The sequence below is a fragment of the Paenibacillus sp. FSL H8-0175 genome, from assembly GCF_045040615.1.
Lineage (GTDB): Bacteria > Bacillota > Bacilli > Paenibacillales > Paenibacillaceae > Paenibacillus_AQ > Paenibacillus_AQ odorifer.
In genome coordinates this window covers 5,858,958-5,877,482 of sequence record NZ_CP150299.1, presented here as the reverse complement: position 1 = coordinate 5,877,482, position 18,525 = coordinate 5,858,958, and the positions used below count along the sequence as shown (strand labels likewise).

The 18,525-nt window shown below is 44.7% G+C and carries 13 protein-coding genes; 12 read left to right on the top strand and 1 reads right to left on the bottom strand.

Features of this window, described 5'->3' with window-relative positions:
- Positions 1 to 128: 128 nt before the first annotated feature.
- The 12 genes from MHH46_RS26020 (at position 129) to MHH46_RS25965 (ending at position 17,298) form a co-directional block, all read left to right on the top strand.
- The gene (locus tag MHH46_RS26020; RefSeq protein WP_081387965.1) at positions 129 to 2,702 is read left to right on the top strand and encodes an alpha-L-arabinofuranosidase C-terminal domain-containing protein; all 2,574 of its coding nucleotides are present in this window, start codon (positions 129 to 131) and stop codon (positions 2,700 to 2,702) included.
- A 75-nt stretch (positions 2,703 to 2,777) separates the two neighbouring features.
- Positions 2,778 to 4,214, top strand: coding sequence for an ABC transporter substrate-binding protein (locus tag MHH46_RS26015; protein ID WP_076194595.1), 1,437 nt, complete (start codon positions 2,778 to 2,780; stop codon positions 4,212 to 4,214).
- Between the two features lie 167 nt (positions 4,215 to 4,381).
- Positions 4,382 to 7,312: an extracellular solute-binding protein gene (locus tag MHH46_RS26010; protein ID WP_076194598.1), complete on the top strand. Its 2,931-nt coding sequence runs from the start codon at positions 4,382 to 4,384 to the stop codon at positions 7,310 to 7,312.
- Positions 7,309 to 8,274: a carbohydrate ABC transporter permease gene (locus tag MHH46_RS26005; RefSeq protein ID WP_076129175.1), complete on the top strand. Its 966-nt coding sequence runs from the start codon at positions 7,309 to 7,311 to the stop codon at positions 8,272 to 8,274. Before MHH46_RS26010 ends, MHH46_RS26005 begins: the two co-directional genes overlap by 4 nt.
- 1 nt (position 8,275) lies before the next feature.
- Complete coding sequence (locus MHH46_RS26000; RefSeq protein WP_036679629.1) at positions 8,276 to 9,136, top strand: carbohydrate ABC transporter permease; 861 nt, start codon at positions 8,276 to 8,278, stop codon at positions 9,134 to 9,136.
- An 8-nt stretch (positions 9,137 to 9,144) separates the two neighbouring features.
- Positions 9,145 to 10,638, top strand: a complete 1,494-nt coding sequence (locus tag MHH46_RS25995) for an NHL repeat-containing protein (protein WP_143762424.1) — start codon at positions 9,145 to 9,147, stop codon at positions 10,636 to 10,638.
- Positions 10,635 to 11,249 carry a YIP1 family protein gene (locus MHH46_RS25990; protein ID WP_076129177.1) on the top strand — a complete coding sequence of 205 codons (615 nt, stop codon included), beginning with the start codon at positions 10,635 to 10,637 and terminating at the stop codon, positions 11,247 to 11,249. The genes MHH46_RS25995 and MHH46_RS25990 overlap by 4 nt, the downstream gene beginning before the upstream one ends.
- An 18-nt stretch (positions 11,250 to 11,267) precedes the next feature.
- Positions 11,268 to 13,640 (top strand): DUF5696 domain-containing protein, encoded by a 2,373-nt coding sequence (locus MHH46_RS25985; RefSeq protein WP_076194600.1) that lies wholly within the window; start codon positions 11,268 to 11,270, stop codon positions 13,638 to 13,640.
- A 4-nt stretch (positions 13,641 to 13,644) separates the two neighbouring features.
- Positions 13,645 to 14,520 carry a carbohydrate ABC transporter permease gene (locus MHH46_RS25980; protein ID WP_081382489.1) on the top strand — a complete coding sequence of 292 codons (876 nt, stop codon included), beginning with the start codon at positions 13,645 to 13,647 and terminating at the stop codon, positions 14,518 to 14,520.
- Between the two features lie 3 nt (positions 14,521 to 14,523).
- Positions 14,524 to 15,516, top strand: coding sequence for a carbohydrate ABC transporter permease (locus MHH46_RS25975; protein ID WP_051491074.1), 993 nt, complete (start codon positions 14,524 to 14,526; stop codon positions 15,514 to 15,516).
- A 199-nt stretch (positions 15,517 to 15,715) separates the two neighbouring features.
- Positions 15,716 to 16,804 carry a low temperature requirement protein A gene (locus tag MHH46_RS25970; RefSeq protein WP_076194632.1) on the top strand — a complete coding sequence of 363 codons (1,089 nt, stop codon included), beginning with the start codon at positions 15,716 to 15,718 and terminating at the stop codon, positions 16,802 to 16,804.
- A 131-nt stretch (positions 16,805 to 16,935) separates the two neighbouring features.
- Positions 16,936 to 17,298: an HAD-IIB family hydrolase gene (locus MHH46_RS25965; protein WP_256717247.1), complete on the top strand. Its 363-nt coding sequence runs from the start codon at positions 16,936 to 16,938 to the stop codon at positions 17,296 to 17,298.
- A gap of 148 nt (positions 17,299 to 17,446) precedes the next feature.
- On the opposite strand, the gene MHH46_RS25960 is transcribed toward MHH46_RS25965, so the two are convergent.
- Positions 17,447 to 18,442 (bottom strand): serine hydrolase, encoded by a 996-nt coding sequence (locus tag MHH46_RS25960; protein ID WP_081387967.1) that lies wholly within the window; start codon positions 18,440 to 18,442, stop codon positions 17,447 to 17,449.
- Positions 18,443 to 18,525 lie beyond the last annotated feature (83 nt).

Genomic DNA, 18,525 nt, shown 5'->3' with positions numbered 1-18,525 from the left:
TATGGTATTTTATCAATGGAAACGGATTCATTTAGGTTTTGCGAAATGATTTTAAGTTATTACGAATGGAAGGATCTGTTCACTTCATAAAAATGAAAACGCTAATAAAAGGTTGGGGGTAATTATCTTTGAATAAATATGGACGGAAGCTATGGCTTACGGTACTGATTTTCGTGATTGCGATTGGCGGGCTGACGTATTATTGGGCTTCTAAGGGCGAAAACCCAGCAACACTGTCTCAGGAGTCTGCCAAAGAAGCAACGGGTGAAGCGGGAAAGGAAACTCTTCCAACGGCGACAGCAGCTAACACAAGTAGTGGAACCGCATATACGTTGACTGTGGATACGGGGAATCCGGGAGCTAAGATCAGCCCGATGTTGTACGGAGCCTTTTTCGAAGAGATTAATCATGCGGGAGATGGAGGGCTATATGCAGAGCTGATTTCCAATCGTTCCTTTGAGGATAGTTCGGTCACACTGTTCAATTGGTGGATGGATGAAAAAGGAGGGAGTAAAGGGAAGCTTGCTCTGACCAGCACTAAGCTTTTGAACGATGCTCAGACCCAGGCAATGGCTTTAACAGTATCATCAGCTGCCGAGGGTGGTTCGGTATCTGCTGTGAATAATGGTTACTGGGGGATTGCTTTGACGAAGGAGGCCAGTTACAAGTTGTCTTTCTATGCGCGGCCAGAGCCAGGGGACAATATGCCACTGCGTATAACGTTAGAGAGCCCAGATGGCAATGAGCTATATGCAGAACAGACCGTTGATAAGTTAAAAGAAGGATGGCATCCATATACATACACACTGACTTCTACAGGTACTGTAGCAAACGCACGAATTGTAATCTCTGCTGCCAATGTAGGGACTGTTTATCTCGATATGGTGTCTTTGTTTCCTGAGACTTGGAACAACAGGGAGAATGGGCTTCGCATCGATTTGGCTGAAAAGGTAGCTGCGATGAAACCCGCATTCGTTCGTTTTCCGGGGGGATGTTTTGTGGAAGGGAAAACGCCAACTGATGCTTATCAATGGAAGAACACCATTGGTCCGATTGAAACTCGTCCCGGTCATAAGGGATATTGGGATTACCGCTCCTCAGACGGGCTGGGCTTTCACGAATATCTGCAATGGGCCGAAGATCTGAAAGCGGAACCATTATATGTAGCTTATATCGGGATTTCACATAACGGAGATCCTATAGCCAAGCAGAATACCGTTCCAGTCAGTGAAATTCAGCCATGGATACAAGATGCGCTGGACGCCATTGAATATGCAAACGGACCGGTTACTAGCAAATGGGGGGCACAAAGAGCCGCCAATGGTCATCCGGAGCCTTTTAATATGAAATATGTAGAGATTGGTAACGAAAACAATTTCCAGATGAGTGAATATATTAAGCGTTATGGCTTGTTTTATAAAGCAATTAAAGAGAAGTATCCAGAGATTCATCTCATTGCCAATGCGGCAGTTGAAGGTGAGCCTATCGAGATGGTTGATGAGCATTACTATGAAACCACTGAATGGTTCCTCAGCAACTCGAACAGATACGATACTTATGACCGGAGTGGTCCTGAGATTTATGTTGGTGAGTATGCGGTAACCAAGGGTGCCGGAGAAGGCAATCTGAACGCTGCAATCGGCGAGGCCGCTTTTATGATGGGCATGGAACGGAATTCTGATATCGTAAAAATGTCCTCTTATGCCCCGTTGTTTGTGAATACGAAGGATCGTACTTGGAACCCGGACGCTATTGTGTTTGATTCATCGACTAGCTACGGAACACCTTCTTATCATGTGCAGCAGATGTTCGGAAGCAATAAGGGGGATGTAGTTCTTCCAACCTCACTTGTGGCTCTAGGTCAAGAAGAAACCTCCGGTAAGCAATCCATTCAAGGTGGAATTGGTTTGGGGACTTGGGCCACCCAGGTAGAGTACAGCGATGTACGAGTAGCGAAAGGTGATGACGTTCTTTTTGAAGATCATTTCAAGAAGGATTCCGGAGCCTGGACTCTAAACAATGGGGACTGGGAACAATCCAAGGGTACTTTTAAGCAGACTTCTAATGATATTGATATTCGTGCAGTTGCCGGTGAGACTTCATGGAGTGATTATACACTTTCTCTTAAGGCGAAAAAGACTGGCGGAGCAGAAGGCATGCTCATTATGTTCGGCTCTAAAGATGAAGGTAACTTCTATTGGTGGAATCTTGGCGGCTGGGGAAATACGCAGAGCGCGATTGAAAAATCAGTAGGTGGAACAAGAGCAGTCATCGGAAGAACGGTTCCTGTAAGGATTGAGACTGGGAAATTGTACGATATTCGCATTGAATTATCAGGTGCTAATATCCGGCTCTATCTCGACGATGAGCTTATACAAGAGGTGAACGATGAAAGTCCAGCAGGGCCGCTGTTCCAAACTGCGAGCCGTGATCTTGCCACAGGTGAGCTGATCGTTAAAGTCGTTAATGCGGGTGACACTGCTCAGCGCACGGATGTTTCTTTTGCCGGACTTGCCACATCAAGTCTGGAAGGAACAGCTACCGTACTTCAGTCGGACGATTTAAATGCTGAGAATAGCTTCGCTGAACCTGACAAGGTGGCACCTGTAACTCAAAAGGTAAGTGTAGACAAAGGTAGTCTGGAGTTTGAATTCCCGAAATATTCCGTGACCGTGTTAAGACTAAAGGAAGGGGGGAAATAGCCGGTCACGGAGGGAGGTTCACTCCTTCACTATAAACAAGCATTTATTTGTTCAATTTAAGAGGGAGGTTAGGTTATGATTTCGCAAAGAAAAACGAGCAGTTTAGTCGTATGTATGGTAATGGTTTTTGTGCTTATTCTGTCAGCCTGTAGCAGCGCTGGAAGCTCAACGACGAATCAAAATGCAGCTAACAACGGTAAAACGAACACTGAAAAAACTAATAATGCTAGTGAGCCAACCAATGCAACAGCTACTGAGGGCACGGAAGCAGCAGATCCTGCCAACGACCTGCCAAGCAAAGATATTCAAGGTGAGGTTACCGTTTGGGCCTTTAATGAAAAAGTGTTCGAGGAAGTCGGCGCTGCATTTATGGCTGAATATCCTGGAATCAAGCTGAAGACGGTAGTTATGCCCTTTGGCGACCTGCATGACAAGCTGCAAACGACAATCGCCGCAGGTAGTGGAGCGCCGGATGTAGCTGAAGTAGAAATGTACCAGTTGAACCGTTATATGGCGGGCAATGTGCTGGAGAATCTTTTGGAAGAGCCTTATAACGCTGGAAAATATAAAGAGCTGGTTGCTCCATATAACTGGGAACGTTGGATGACACCAGACAGCTCACAGCTGCTTGGTATGCCTTGGGATATGACACCGGGGGTTTATTACTACCGTGCAGACATTTTTGAAGAGCTTGGATTGCCAAGTGATCCTGCTGAGCTTGGTGAATACATGCAAGATGAAGAGAATCTCTTGAACCTGGCTCAAATTTTGAAAGCTAACGGTAAATATTTCATGGAGTGGAGCGATGGCCCGATCGTATGGGCAGGAGATGAAGTCGGCTACTTTGATAAGGATATGAACTGGACACGTAATACGGACAAAATGGTGAAAGTTCTTGATATTACAAAACGTGGACAACAGCTGGGCTGGGCACCTCATATCGGTTATGGCTCAGACGAAGGTAAACAGCTAGTTCTGAAAGGTGATTTAGTTGGTGTCGTATCGGGTTCATTTGGAGCGCGCGGACTTCAGGAAACATTCCCTGAGCTTGCCGGAAAATGGAAGGTAACCCGTTTGCCAATAGGAATTAACGTGGGAATGGGCGGCTCAAGCTTTGTTATTCCTTCGCAAAGCAAAAATAAAGAAGCGGCATGGGCTTACATTCAGTGGAGCATGAGAAGTGAAAATGCTTGGAAAATTTGGACAAAACATTCCATTCAGCCGGGTTACAAGGATATTTCCAGTCTTGATTGGTACGCAAACACTAAAAATGAATATCTGGGTGGGCAAGAGGAATTTAAACTATATGAGCAATTAAGCAACGATATTCCAGTCAAACACCTTACACCAGTAGATAACAAGGGCTGGGAAATCTTTATAGCGGCGATCGGTGATGCACTGGCTAAGAACACAGATTCCAAGACGGCTATTCAAAAAATTGGTGATGATGTCTTGAAGCAAGCTTCCAAAGAAATTGCTGCCTTTAAAAAGGCAATGGGAATGCAGCCGTAAGGAAATCTAATAACAGGAGGGGCAGCCTGCAATTGCCAGAGCTGCCCTGCTTGTATTCACTTAAGTCCGAGAGGCCCGTAAAGATGGGAGGAGACCGATGCGTGTTACGCATACTGCGAAAATATAAGATTAGTTTGTTGTTACTGGTACTTTTAGGAGTCTCCCTAGTGTGGTGGAATCAATCACGAGGGTTTGATAATTCAGCGATGGAGGGCATCCCCGTTTATGCGGATGTTGATGAAAGCTCTATTTTAGAAAGCGATAGTGTGAATTCAAAACTCGAAGCCTCTTACTTAAGCTATTACGAGGAAAAACAGCAGGATGGAGCAAAGGACTCATCGGATTTTACGCTTGCTATTCCTTCGGCGGATTATACGGCCATTAGTGCTGAAGGTACAGAGGTAATGACGGATCTTGGTGGAAAACCCGGCAAGGTACTAGCGCTTAAAGCAGAGGATAGCTGGGTGGAATATACATTTACGGTTCCGGCAGATGGGTTATATCAGATGGGGATGGAGTATTATGCCCTTCCTGGTAAACGATCCTCGATCATTCGAAGCGTAAAGATTGATGGGGAGTATTTATTCTCTCAAGTAAAAAAAATGGAATTCCAGCGGATGTGGAAGGAAAGTGCAGAGCCATGGCTGGACAATCAAGGGAATGAATTTAATCCCAAGCGGGAAGAGGTAACAGGCTGGCAATATCGGGAGTTTAGAGATGCTGAGGCCAGAACTGCGGATCCCTTTCGCTTTTATCTGACCAAAGGGGAGCATACGGTGAAGCTGGAAGCCATCCGGGAACCGGCTGCACTTAGTGAACTGAGAATATTTTCTCCAGAACCGCTCCCGACTTATGCGGAAGTGAAGCAGGAGTATGAGAATAAGGGTTACAAGCCTGTTCAGAATCAAGTGATCAAAATTCAGGCAGAAGAATCCTCCCTTCGTTCAGATCCAACGCTGAAGCGGATCGAGGACCGGGAGCCACTCACCGAACCTTTTAACAAAGATGCTATTGTGCTTAATAGTTTTGGGGGTGTCGGGTGGCGTACGGGTGGACAATGGGCGGAATGGAATTTCGAGATTCCTGAGTCAGGGCTCTACAATATCGCAATTCGTTACGGCCAGTGGTTCCTAAACGGGATACCGGTGGAACGCCGGATTATGATTGATGGCGAGGTACCGTTCCAAGAGCTGAATGCCTTGAAATTCCCTTACAAAGCGGAATGGCAAGTAAACAAGCTGGGGAATGAGGACGGAGAATACTTCTTTTATCTCGAACAAGGCAAGCATACGTTGCGGATGGAAGTTCAAGTATCGGGTGTAGGCGGAATGATTGAAGCTGTGCTGAACACTACACATAAAATGTCTCTTTTGGGACGTGAAATCACGCAGGTAACGGGAACGAACCCCGATCCAAACGGGGATTGGCAGCTGGAGCAGAACATTCCTAATCTTGTGCCACGTTTACATTTGATGGCGCGGACGTTGGATGATGCCGTGCAGGATATGTATGCTTTTGGCGTTGCGGATGGAAGCTCTGAGCTGAGTACGCTTTATGAAGCACGTGATCGGTTCCTGGAAATGGCGAAGGATACCTCAAGTATTCCAGGTCGTCTTCAGCAATTTACGGATCTGCAGTCATCGCTTGGCTTATGGGTCAACGGATTAATGAAGCAGAGTATTGTAATGGACTATATTGAAGTGAAGTCGGAAGATCAGCCATGGCCTAAAGACGCGGCTCCTTGGTATACCCGTGTAGGGACGATGACGTATGACTTCTTTAGTTCTTTTACAAAGGATTACAGCGGCATAGGAAATACGTACAAAAATGAAAAGGTGCTGGATGTCTGGATCTCTCGTGGACGTGATTGGGCGGAGATCATTAAGCAAATGGTGGATGAGGACTTTACACCAAACACGGGCATCAAGGTGAACGTCAATATTATTCCTACGCTTGCAGCGGATCAGAAGCAGATTCTGTTATTAGCCAATACTGCCGGACTTGCTCCCGATGTGGCACTGGGGGTTGAGGGTGAAGTGCCGATTGACTTCGCGGTGCGGAATTCACTCGTGAATCTGAATGAATTCTCGGATTATCAAGAGGTTGCTGAACGTTTCAGAGCGGGCGCACTGATTCCTTATAAGTATGATAACGGAGACTTCGCATTGCCGGAGAATCAGAACTTCACGATGCTCTTTTACCGGAAAGATATTATGGCACAGCTGGGCATTAGCGAGAAGGATATTCCGAATACGTGGCAAGAGGTTATGGAACTGATTCCTGTGCTGCAACAAAACGGGATGGACTTCTATTATCCACATGCCCCGAACAATCCGAGTCTAGCCATTAATGAGTTTGCGCCGTTCTTATTCCAGTATGGTGGAGATTTCTATAAGAATAATGGGATGTTGTCTGATCTGGATTCACCAGAAGCACTGACAGCTATGAAAATGTGGACGGGACTCTTTACGAACTACAAGCTGCAGAAACAAGCGGATTTCTATAACCGTTTCCGTTCTGGAGAGATGCCAATCGGCGTTGCTGATTATTCCACATACATTCTGTTATCTACTGCCGCACCTGAGTTGACAGGCTGGTGGGGCATGAAACCAATGCCGGGTATTGAACAAGCCGATGGACAGATTAACCGTTCTACAGGCGGGCTTGCACAGACAGGAATTATTTTTAAGGATACGGATATGAAAGAAGAGTCTTGGGAGTTCCTGAAATGGTGGACCAGTGCGGATGCACAGGAGAACTTCGGCTCAGAGCTTGAGTCTTTGCTGGGTGTTGAAGCTCGTTGGAATACAGCCAATGTTGAAGCGCTCAAACGTCTGCCGTGGCAGCAGGATGATATCGACGCCATTATGGAACAGTGGGAGTGGTTTAAAGAGCGCGAAGTGGTGCTTGGAGGATATTACACGACCCGGCATATCGCCAACATCTGGAATGAAATTGTGCTCAACGGTAAATTCCCGAGGGAGGCGATGGAGCAAGGTGTGCGTGAAATCAATAAAGAGCTTAGTAAGAAACGCGAAGAGTTCGGAATTGAAACTTCCCAGACTTCAAGCGCTAAAGAGGAAGGAGGTCAGAAATGAGTAGTGAAATAATTACACCGGCACAGAACGAAGCCGTACAGATGCAGCCGACGAAAACTCCCGGGAAATGGGCTCAGCTTTGGTTGGATATCAAGAAAAATAAAGTTTCCTATTATTTCTTGGCCCCTTTCCTGATTCTGTTCACCGTTTTTACTATTGTTCCTATTATCATGTCCGTCGTTCTAAGCTTCAGCTATTACAACATTATTGAGACACCGAGATTCATTGGCTTCTCTAACTATAAGCTGTTGTTTGTAGACGACGATATCTTTCTTAAAGCTGTTGGGATTACGCTAAAATTTGCTATTATTACAGGTCCGATAGGTTATATTATGGCCTTCTTGCTGGCCTGGCTGATTAGCCAGATTCCGCAGAAGTTCCGCTTTTTCTATACCCTATGCTACTATGTGCCATCGATTACAAGTGCAGTAGCAATGTCCGTGGTTTGGTTGTATTTGTTCGCCGGCGACCGCAAGGGGTTGCTCAATCACTGGCTCATTCAGCTGGGGATTATCAATGAACCTTATTTATTTCTACAAAATGTAGATTCGATCGTACCGGTGATCATCATAGTTTCCTTATGGATGAGTATGGGGGTAGGTTTCCTTGCTTTTCTGGCCGGACTTCAAAATGTACCGACAGATTTATATGAAGCTGGCTCAATTGATGGGGTCAAGTACCGCTGGCAGGAGCTTTGGTACATTACGATTCCATGCGTCAAACCGCAGCTGTTATTCGGTGCGGTGATGCAGGTGGTCGGTTCGCTTACCGTATTTGACGTCAGTATGCGGCTTGTTGGATTTCCGAGTCCCCTTTATGCAGGCCATACGATTATGGCGCATCTGTTCGACTACGCATTTATCCGCTTTGAGATGGGATATGCGTCAGCGATTGCTGTATTACTGTTCGCTTTGATGCTTGGGCTCAACCGTCTCATCTTCAAAGTGCTGGGGAGGGATTAAGATGCACAAAATAAATTTACGGCGTATTGACTATGGCGGCATCTTTTTATATCTGTTCTTAACGGTGTTTGGCCTAATTATGCTGCTGCCACTTGTCTATATGGCAGTGACTGCTTTAAAACCAACAAGCGAACTATTCCTGTTCCCACCGCGGTTTTTCGTAGTGAATCCGACGTTGGTAAACTTTCGTGATTTGCTGTTAATTACCGGAACTTCGGCGGTGCCATTCTCACGGTTTATTTTCAATAGCGTGGTCGTTACATCGGGGATTGTGGTCGGGGGTGTCTTAATTTCAGCAATGGCGGCTTATCCGCTTGCCAAGCACAATATGCCATTTAAAAGCGCTATCTTTAGTATGATTGTGGCGGCGCTGATGTTTTCACCCTTAGTATTGCAAATACCGCAATATCTGCTGATTAGCCGCAGCGGATTAATGAATTCGTATTTTGCAATGATCTTACCTTATCTGGCTGCACCAATGGGAATGTTTCTTATGACCCAGTTCCTGCGGCAGCTTCCAGACGCTTTATTAGAGGCGGCCCGCATAGACGGGGCTTCAGAATGGAAGGTATTCTGGGTGGTTGTGATGCCAATGCTTAAGCCGGCGATTTCGACTTTTGCTTTATTTAGCTTCATTTCTGCTTGGAATGATCCGTATCCTTCAATGGTCTATACGACTGTTCAGGAAATGAAGACATTGCCGCTTGCCATCCAAACCATCAGTGGTGGAGCCGGAGTCGTTGCTAGGGTAGGCACTTTGGCAGCAGCAAGCTTCTTGATGATTCTCCCGACTATTCTTGTCTTTATATTAACGCAGCGGATGGTGCTTCAGACAATGGCCCATTCGGGGCTGAAGGAATAGGGGGAGTCATGATGATAGGACGTAATATGAAAAAAATGCTGCTAACAGGGCTACTGGTGACGCTGACACTGCCAGTGCTGCTGCTTCCAGGGCAGGCGCTAGCTGGCGAAGCCCCGTATGAGGGGTATACGTGGAATCAGTCCGGCAATGAGGTCCGCTCGATTAATGGTTATCTCTACGATTCTTCTATCGATCCAACAGGAACAGATACGGGGTCCTTCAAAAATCCGGAATCTCTCTTTATTAGTGATGACGATTCACTCTACGTAGTAGACACGGGCAATAGCCGTATTGTTCATATGGATAAGGACGGTCGTCTGCTAAATCTGATCGGTGATGCGGAGGGCAGCGGCAAGCTGCAGGAGCCGAAGGGTGTATTCGTGAAAGAGGATGGAACGGTATATGTAGCAGATACAAAAAACGCGCGTATTGCTATTTTTGATAAAAATGGCAAGTTTGTAAAAGAGTTTCTAAAACCGGATAGCCCATTACTGGGTGCTAATTTCTCTTATTCTCCTTCTAAATTAGTTGTAGATAAGCGTGATTATATGTATGTGGTGAGCGATGGTAACACGCAGGGGTTGCTGCAAATTGACTCGGGCGGTAAGTTCAAGGGGTTCTATGGAGCGAACCATGTAGGCTTCTCCTGGACACGACTCTTAATTAAGCTGGTGGCCACCAAAGAGCAGCAGAACCAGCTGGCGACCGTTAAACCTTCTGAGTTCTCCAACGTGGATCTGGATGAAGAAGGATTTATCTACAGCACGACCCTGGGCGAAGAGTATAACCAGATCAAACGGTTATCTCCGGTAGGCGTAGATACGCTTAACATTGGTAAACACTGGTACGGCGATTATTACTCCGAGGGTCCATTCAGTATGGCTTCTTTTATGGGCATCAGTATTGATAAGAACGGGTTTATAACCGCGCTGGATTTGCAGTCCAGTAAAGTCTTCCAATATGACAAGCTGGGGAATTTGTTATTCAGCTTCGGCGGGATCGGGGATCAGAATGGACTATTCGTGACTCCTTCCGCCGTAGATCAAACCGCTGATGGTCTGATCTATGTAGTGGATAAAGGACGGGGCAGAATCGATCGCTTCCGGACCACGCCGTTTGCGGATTTGGTTCATCAGGCATCTTTGCTATATGTAGATGGCAGCTATGACGAAGCGCAATCCTTATGGCAAGAGGTGCTGCGATTGAACGCCAATTATGATATGGCTTATCAGGCTATCGGCAAAGCGCTTTATAAAGCAGAGCAATATAAGGAATCTATGAGCTATTTCAAGCTTTCAAATTCCAAAGCTGACTATTCATCCGCTTTCCGCGAATATCGTAAATTGTATATCCGGGAGCACTTTACTTATTTCTTTGCCGGCGGAATTGGACTGTTCTTAGTACTGTTCTGGAGTGCGCCGAGATTATACCGGAGATTCCATACCTGGCTGTATAGAGGAAACAAGGCAGTTTTGGAACCGGCAAAGGGGGAGATTGGATGAACACTTTGCGAATGATTCATCAGGTTGTAGTTCATCCTTATCAGTTCTATAACGATATTCAAGGAAAGCAGCGTATCCGCTGGATACAGGGGATTGCCATCGTTCTACTGACCTTTGTGGCACGAATGATCTCGATTCTGATTACAGGGTATGCTTTTCAAACTAGAGAGCCGCATGAAATCTCTATGTTTCATGAGTTTATTTGGCTTATCGTTCCTTGGTTGACCTGGTGTGTCTCGAACTGGGGTGTCAGTACGATTATGGATGGTGAGGGGAAATTTAAAGAGATTTTTGTGGGCAGTGCCTTTGCGCTTGTTCCATACATGCTCTTTATCATCCCAGTCACACTGCTAACGTTGGTCCTTTCGCTGGATGAGGCTTCAACCTTCAATCTGCTGCACAAGTTTGTGATTCTTTGGGTGGCTTGGTTGATTTTAATGAAGGTGAAGATCCTGCATGATTTTGAGATTCGCAAGGTTATTTTTATCACCATAATCAGTGTAATAGGGATCGCCATTATCTGGTTTGTAGGCATTTTGCTATTTGGTATTTCCAATCAATTTGTTTCATTTATTGTCGATCTGCTCAAAGAATTGAGATTGCGCGCGTAAGGAGGGAAAGGTAACACGATGAGAAAAAAAGTTAAAGTGCGGGCCATTCTCTGTATTGTTGTGATGATGCTGTTCGCAGTGATAAATGTTCAACCCGAACACAGTTCCGCCGATCCGTCCACCGCTGCGCAGTCTGTTCAGACTGAAGAAAGCAAAGAGGTTGGGCAAGAGCAAACATCGGTGGTGACTGAACCAGCTGAAGGGCAGGCCACTTCTGTGCAAGAAAAGGAGACCACGGATCCCGTAGAAGAGCAGGCTCCAGCCGCTGTAGCAGCACCTGTACAGAAGGTTGAGCTACAGCCGGTCACGCCTGGAACAAAAGCATTGGAGAACGAACGCTATATTTTATATGTAGATGAGAAATCGGGAAATCTTCGCATCACAGACAAAATCACAAATAAGGAGTGGCTTGGATCTCCACAGCTGGAGCGAACAGCCATGCCAAATATTAAGAAATATACGACCGCGCCAATTTATGCCAGATACACACAGGGGGCTGACATTACACAGGTCTACCCACTTAAAGATGAAGACTCCACGGTTACCGTAACGATTGAGCAAGATGTCGTCCGCGCGGAGTTTGCTTTTATTAGCCTGAAGCTTTCTTTTGCTCTGGAGTACAGACTGACTGCTAATGGATTTGAGGCTTCCATTCCACAGGAGTATTTGAAGGAAGAGGGGAATGCGAAATTCACGAGTCTGGAGGTGCTGCCATTTTTTCATGCGGCTAGAGAAGATGCAGAGGGGGCAATGATGCTTCCAGATGGTTCAGGGGCATTGCTGGAGTTTCGGAAAGATCATCCCGCTTATTTGAAAGGTTATTCTGAATACATTTACGGCGGGGACGAAACCTTCGTGAAACAAAATCATGAAATTACGGATAACTCTTGGCAAAAGGCGGCACCTCTTAAAAAAGCTATCGCCTTGCCAGTGTTTGGGATCTATCAGGGAGACACAGGATATTTAGCAATTGTTACTAAGGGAGATACCGACGCTAAAATCAACGGTGTTCCATCAGGCATTCGCGCTATTTCGCTTTATAGAGCATCAAGTGAATTTACCCTGCGCAAGGATGATGTTATTTTTGTCGGCAATTCCGGCCAAATTCCTTATTATCAGGGTGAGATGATCAAAACCGATCGTAACGTACGTTATGTTCTGCTCCAAGGTGAGGAAGCCAACTACGTTGGGATGGCGAAGGAATACCGTAATTACTTAATGGAGGAGAAAAAGGTCAAGGAAGTAGTTCTTGAGAACACGCCATTGTATCTTCAAGTGCTCGGTGGGATTTCACGTGATGAAGTCATCGGTTCAACTTTTATAGAAGCAGCTACGTTTAAACAAATCAAGGACATGATTGATCAATATCAGGCAGAGGGTGTTACTCAGCTAGAGATTACGATCGAGGGATGGTCCAAAAATGGTTTATACGGAAACCAGCCAGAACAATTCCCTGTTGAGAAGAAGCTGGGAGGCAATAAGGGACTAAAAGAGCTTCAGGAATATGCCGCAGGCAAGGGCGTAAATCTTTATTTGAAAGCTAACTACGTGAAACCTTACCAAGATAGCAACGGCGTGAAGGCAAGCAGAGATGCTGTCCGCGGTATTAATCGTGAAGTCTTGAAGCAGTACGTCTATTATCTCTCTACCCGGTGGAATACGGATGACTATTTTTATTTAATGAAACCTAGTGTTATCGCAAAACGCAGTAATGCTGAGTTAAGCAAGTTTCAGGATCTGGGTGTGAAGGGTGTACAGTTTGAACACTTTGGAAGCTTGCTATACTCCGATGAGGATAATAAATCCAATACGGACCGCCAGCTTACAGAAGATACTTATGTTAATGCATTGGATAACTTCCGTAAGGGTGAGCTTAACACGGCAGTAGATTATGGTTTTGCCTATACATTAGGACATGTGAACCGGATTGATCAGGTGCCGCTCGACTCCAGTCAATTTGTCTATACAGATCGGGCGATTCCTTTTTATCAACTAGTGTTACACGGCTTAGTGCCTTATACAGCAAGCCCGGTTAATCTGTACGATGATTCCCGTAACCAAACCTTACGGGCGCTGGAATATGGAGCCCTTCCAAGTTATGAATTAACCTATGCTCCGACTAGCGATCTTCAGAGAACCATGGCAGACCGGCTGTTCAGCTCTAGTCTTGAGAACTGGCTGGCACCTTCTGTGCAGAATTATCTCGCATTGAAAGAGGTCTATGACAGCATTAGCAACCAGCAAATGACGAATCATGAGCAGCTGCAAAGTAAGGTCTTTCGGACGACTTATGCAAACGGTGTGAGCATTATAGTCAACTATAATGAGCAGTCTGTTGACGTGTCTGGTCAGACCGTCGAGGCATTCAGCTATGCGGTAACAGGAGGATGATGAAGTGAAAAAATCAAAGCTATCGATGCGAGCGCGTTATTTCGTTGAAGGATATTCCTTCATCGGCCTGTGGCTGGTCGGATTTCTGGTGTTTATGGCTGTTCCGCTGGGCCGTTCCTTGTATTATTCCTTTCAGGATCTCCAAGTGAGCAAAGGCGGTTTACTGGCCACTTTTGTTGGGATGGAGCATTATCGCGCCGCTTTTACTACAGATGTTAATTTCTTGCCTCTGCTGAAATCGACGATGGTGTCGACGGTGACTCAGGTTCCGTTAATTCTTATCTTTTCGCTCTTTTGTGCGATTCTGCTAAATCGCGGACTCGTAGGAAAAACCTTTTTCCGTGGCGTGTTCTTTTTGCCGGTCATCATTGCTTCAGGGGCGATTCTGGGCAAATTGATGGATCAGGGTGCCGCAAATTTACCAATTTTTTATAATCAGGATTTATATGATAAGCTCCATAACTTTATCCCCGGCGACATTTTGAAGTCATTGCTGAAATATGCAGAATCTTTAACGCTGGTGATGTGGGATTCTGGCGTGCAAATTCTGATTTTTCTAGCGGGGTTACAGACGATTTCTGTTTCACTGTATGAAGCGGCCAAATGTGATGGAGCAACCGCGTGGGAGAGTTTTTGGAAAATCACCTTCCCGATGATTATGCCGATGATGCTCGTAAACACATTGTTTAGTATCGTCAGCTCATTCACGAAGGCAGATAATCAAATCATGAGTCATATTTTGAATGTCGTCTTTAAGAATAATGATTTTGGATATGGCTCAGCGATGGGCTGGATTTATTTTGTGTTTATTTTCTTGGTTCTGGGTTTGGTCTTCCTGTTATTCAGCAAGTCGCTCGGTGCCACCGAAGGGAGGAAGTAGAAGATGTTGAAGGAATCCGTAAAGCAGGTTCGGACAACGAACATGGAACATCTGACAACTCGTCTAAAAGCAAGCGGCAAGCTGGACAGGGTCGTGAAACGTTCGCTTCAGGTGCTGAATATCGCTTTTTATTACTTGGTTATTCTCAGCTTAACGTTCGTATTCCTATATCCCTTGTTATACATGGTATCCAAATCCATGATGCAAGTAACAGACGTAGCTGATGCCACAGTGCAATGGCTTCCGAAAAAGATAAGTTTTGGCAACTATTTTCTGGCATGGGATTCGCTTAAATTCTGGGCCGGGTTCGCAAATAGTGCGATTATTTCCTTCGGGAGTGCGGTTCTGCAAATCTTAAGCTGTTCCTTAATCGGTTATGGTTTTGCCAGATACCGTTTTCCAGGCTACGCAGTGTGTTTCGTTCTGCTGCTGTTTACTTTTCTAGTTCCACCGCAGACGATTGTTGTGCCACTGTATTTGTTCTTTAGTGACTTGGGGTGGATTAATACACATTTGCCGTTTGTGGTTCCTTCTATGTTTGGGCACGGGTTGAAGGGGGCATTATTCGTACTGATCTTTATTCAGTTCTACCGCGGCATGCCTAAAGTGTTGGAGGAAGCAGCACGTATCGACGGTGCAGGCGCATTCAGAACGTACTGGAAAATCATGTTTCCTATCGCCAAGCCGGCAATGCTGATCGTATTCTTGTTCTCTGTGGTATGGCACTGGAATGACAGCTTTGAACCGAATACGTATTTAACAACACCGGATTTCTATAATCTGTCGCAGCGATTAGCGATGTTTTATGGTTCCAATAATCAGGCAGCGGAGACGATGTCGCAAATGACTTCGGGTTCTATTGGGATGGCCCCAACTGGACTGAATCAGGTTATGGCGGCGTGTATTCTAACCATTCTGCCAATTCTGATTCTGTATTTGTTCGTACAGCGTCATTTTGTAGAAAGTGTGGAACGCTCCGGTATTGCCGGGGAATAACTTTATTTACTAAAAACCAGCAAGCTCCCTGTGTGGAGGCTTGCTGGTTTTATTTTTAGGTAAAGGGTCTTCAAATTAGTATATCAATTCGGTTAAGATGGATAAGTATTCGATAAACTGTATTTGAAATACACATCCAAACCAAGGGAGTCAGACGATGAATAAACACACATCGGGATTTGAGCACAGTACAGTATCCATTGCTGAGAAGAAAGTTACTTGGCTGGAGCTATTTTATGATCTGCTTTTTGTAGCAGCAGTTTCAAAAGCGAGCCATGTCCTATTGCATGTAGAGGCGGGTACAATTCCACTTGAATACTTATCCAAATTTATCTTAATATTTATTCCGATCTGGTGGGCTTGGGTAGGGCAATCGCTTTTTGTGAATCGGTTTGGGCAAGATATCTTTTCACATCGGATATTCTTGATTCTACAATTATTTTTTGTATTAATAATGACGGCGAGCCTATCGGTTAACTTTGATCAATATTATATGCCATTCTTAATAGGTTATGTTGGTTTAAGAGCTATGACAGCCATTCAATATCTTACGATAAATAAGAATGAAGCGGCTGATAGAAAGGGCACTGCCCGGTATTTGGGAAGCAGATTTTGGATTGGATTAGTGATCTCTTCTTTATCACTTTTCTTTGACTCTTGGATGCGTTATGTAGTTTTGTATGCGGGAATTACTGTAGACATTCTGCTTCCATTAGTAGGCCGGAAATACTTGGTAAAAAGTCCGATCAATACTCATCATTTATTGGAACGCTTTTCGTTGTTTACGCTTATTCTGCTTGGGGAATCAGTGGTCAGTATCCTTGCGGTTTTACAGTCTAGCCACTGGACATGGCAATCTATTGTATTTGCATTATTAACTTTTCTATTAATTATAGCTATGTGGTGGCAATATTTTGATAATGTTGAAAAGAAAGTGGATAAGACTATAGAGACTGCCGGGCAAACCATAATTTACGGGCATTTATTTATTTATGTATCCTTGAGTATGATTGCAGCTTCGATCCAACTGTTATTTTTAGATCAATTAAATTATATATTTATGGTGTGTTTTGTTTTTGGATCGGTCCTGCTCTACTTCTGCTCTACCTCACTGGTCTTCCATAAATATAGACGTATACAGCAACGGTTAGGGATATTCCATTTGACGTTATTATTAGGTTTACTTGGTGTTTTTTTCGCAGTAGATTTGTTGTTCCTTATACCTAATTACCTGATCATTGGTGAAATGATGTTATTTTTTGTGGTATATGCAAAATTAACGACGTAAGCTTGTTGTGCTGAAGCTGAATAAGAAAACAAGAAGGAAGCTGATCCGTGTGATCGGCTTCCTTCTTGTTTTAGATCCCATGAAATATAATCTATCTAGTTACGTTCGAACGGGGAGGCTTATTTCATAATATGTATAAGATTGTATTTTTTGATGTGGACGGTACTCTAGTGAGTGAAATTGATAGAAGTATCCCAAGATTTCCTGAATTACGGTTCGAACGTTTTCACGGATACGTTATGAATGTGCTTGAAGAAACAAAAGTTTCTAAATCAACGGCGATTAAACAGGTGCTGGATTATCTGAATATTTGCAAGTCAGAGGCTATCGCGTTTGGTGACGGTGGGAATGATATCGACATGTTGGAGTATGTGGGATTGGGCATTGCGATGGGAAACGGTGCGGAACAGTTAAAACAAAAAGCCGATTTTGTTACAAAAAAAGCAAGTGAAGGCGGGATAGCCTACGCATTAAAGAAATTTGGTGTCATTTAAGCTTGCAGCAAACGAGTTGAAGAAAAATTAATAGCGATCATTTGTACAAAACTAACAGCGACAGCCCAAGACTTTATCAGTCTATGGCTGCGGCTGCTTTATGGATTGTGGGGTATCCACACATAGAACTGCATGTGATTTCTGGTTCTTACTGCCCTAGAAGAGCCGGCACAATAAATCGGCCGAAAACATTTGCAGGAGAGCCTTTTTTGTACTTATCCGCGGTGATAACGGCAACCAGCTCGTAAGCAGGAACTACAATGATATGCTGCCCTTTAAAGCCGAGTGCAAAATAATAAGGGATCTCGTTCGGCTGTTGCTCTGAACCTGCATTGAATTGGGATACCCACCAATGCCAGCCGTAGAATCCTTTTTGCGGATGATTGGCTTCAACGTAAGGGCGAGTAGATTGCTGAATTGTATCTGGAAAAAGGATCTGCTGATCCTTCCAGCGTCCCTCTTGCAAATAAAGTAAGCCGAATTTCAGCATATCCTCCGGCTTCAGATGAAGTCCGAACCCACCGGTATGTATGCCTTGCGGATCGCTCTCCCAGTGATAGCTTTGAATGCCAAGTGGTTGAAACAGCTGGTCTTCGGCAAATTCTGCAACCGCCTGTCCAGCACAATCACGCAGGATTGCGGACAAGAGCTGAGAGGAGCCTGAGTTATAAGTCATCACGGTTCCTGGTGTATGAGCTAATGGCTGTGCAAGCACAAATTTTATCCAGTCTGCGGTTTTAGTCATGGCCGGAAAAGAATTCTGCCCACCAAACTCTGTCCAGTTAAAGCCTCCGGTCATCGTTAATAAGTGTTCGATAGTGATCTCTCTTTTACGTGGGTCAAGATCTTCTTTTAATGAAGGAAAAAATAAAGAAATAGGTGTGTCTGGAGGTGGAATCATTTGTTTATCTATGGCTATGCAAACTAAGGCGGAGAGTACGCTTTTGGTGCACGAGTTGATTTTGCCAAGCTCTTCAGCGATTTGTGGATCGCGGTAATGCTCCAGTATGGGTTCTCCATGTTGAACGATTAGACAACTGCGAATGTCTAGGTTAGTAATGCCGTCAATAAGCGGCTGAAGGTTCCAGTCAGTAATGTCGGTGACCCCCTTTCTAGATGAATTATAGCTGCAACTGTTTACCATTATAGCTCACATCACAAAAATGTCGTAATTTCCTGTCGTTAAATAATTATGGAAAATACAAGAAAATATCTGTATAATAATAT

Coding starts and splice junctions, on each gene's coding strand:
- MHH46_RS26015 (WP_076194595.1), top strand. CDS start 2,778: ATGATTTCGCAAAGAAAAACGAGCAGTTTAGTCGTATGTATGGTAATG.
- MHH46_RS26005 (WP_076129175.1), top strand. CDS start 7,309: ATGAGTAGTGAAATAATTACACCGGCACAGAACGAAGCCGTACAGATG.
- MHH46_RS26000 (WP_036679629.1), top strand. CDS start 8,276: ATGCACAAAATAAATTTACGGCGTATTGACTATGGCGGCATCTTTTTA.
- MHH46_RS25995 (WP_143762424.1), top strand. CDS start 9,145: ATGATGATAGGACGTAATATGAAAAAAATGCTGCTAACAGGGCTACTG.
- MHH46_RS25990 (WP_076129177.1), top strand. CDS start 10,635: ATGAACACTTTGCGAATGATTCATCAGGTTGTAGTTCATCCTTATCAG.
- MHH46_RS25985 (WP_076194600.1), top strand. CDS start 11,268: ATGAGAAAAAAAGTTAAAGTGCGGGCCATTCTCTGTATTGTTGTGATG.
- MHH46_RS25975 (WP_051491074.1), top strand. CDS start 14,524: ATGTTGAAGGAATCCGTAAAGCAGGTTCGGACAACGAACATGGAACAT.
- MHH46_RS25965 (WP_256717247.1), top strand. CDS start 16,936: ATGTATAAGATTGTATTTTTTGATGTGGACGGTACTCTAGTGAGTGAA.
- MHH46_RS25960 (WP_081387967.1), bottom strand. CDS start 18,442: ATGGTAAACAGTTGCAGCTATAATTCATCTAGAAAGGGGGTCACCGAC.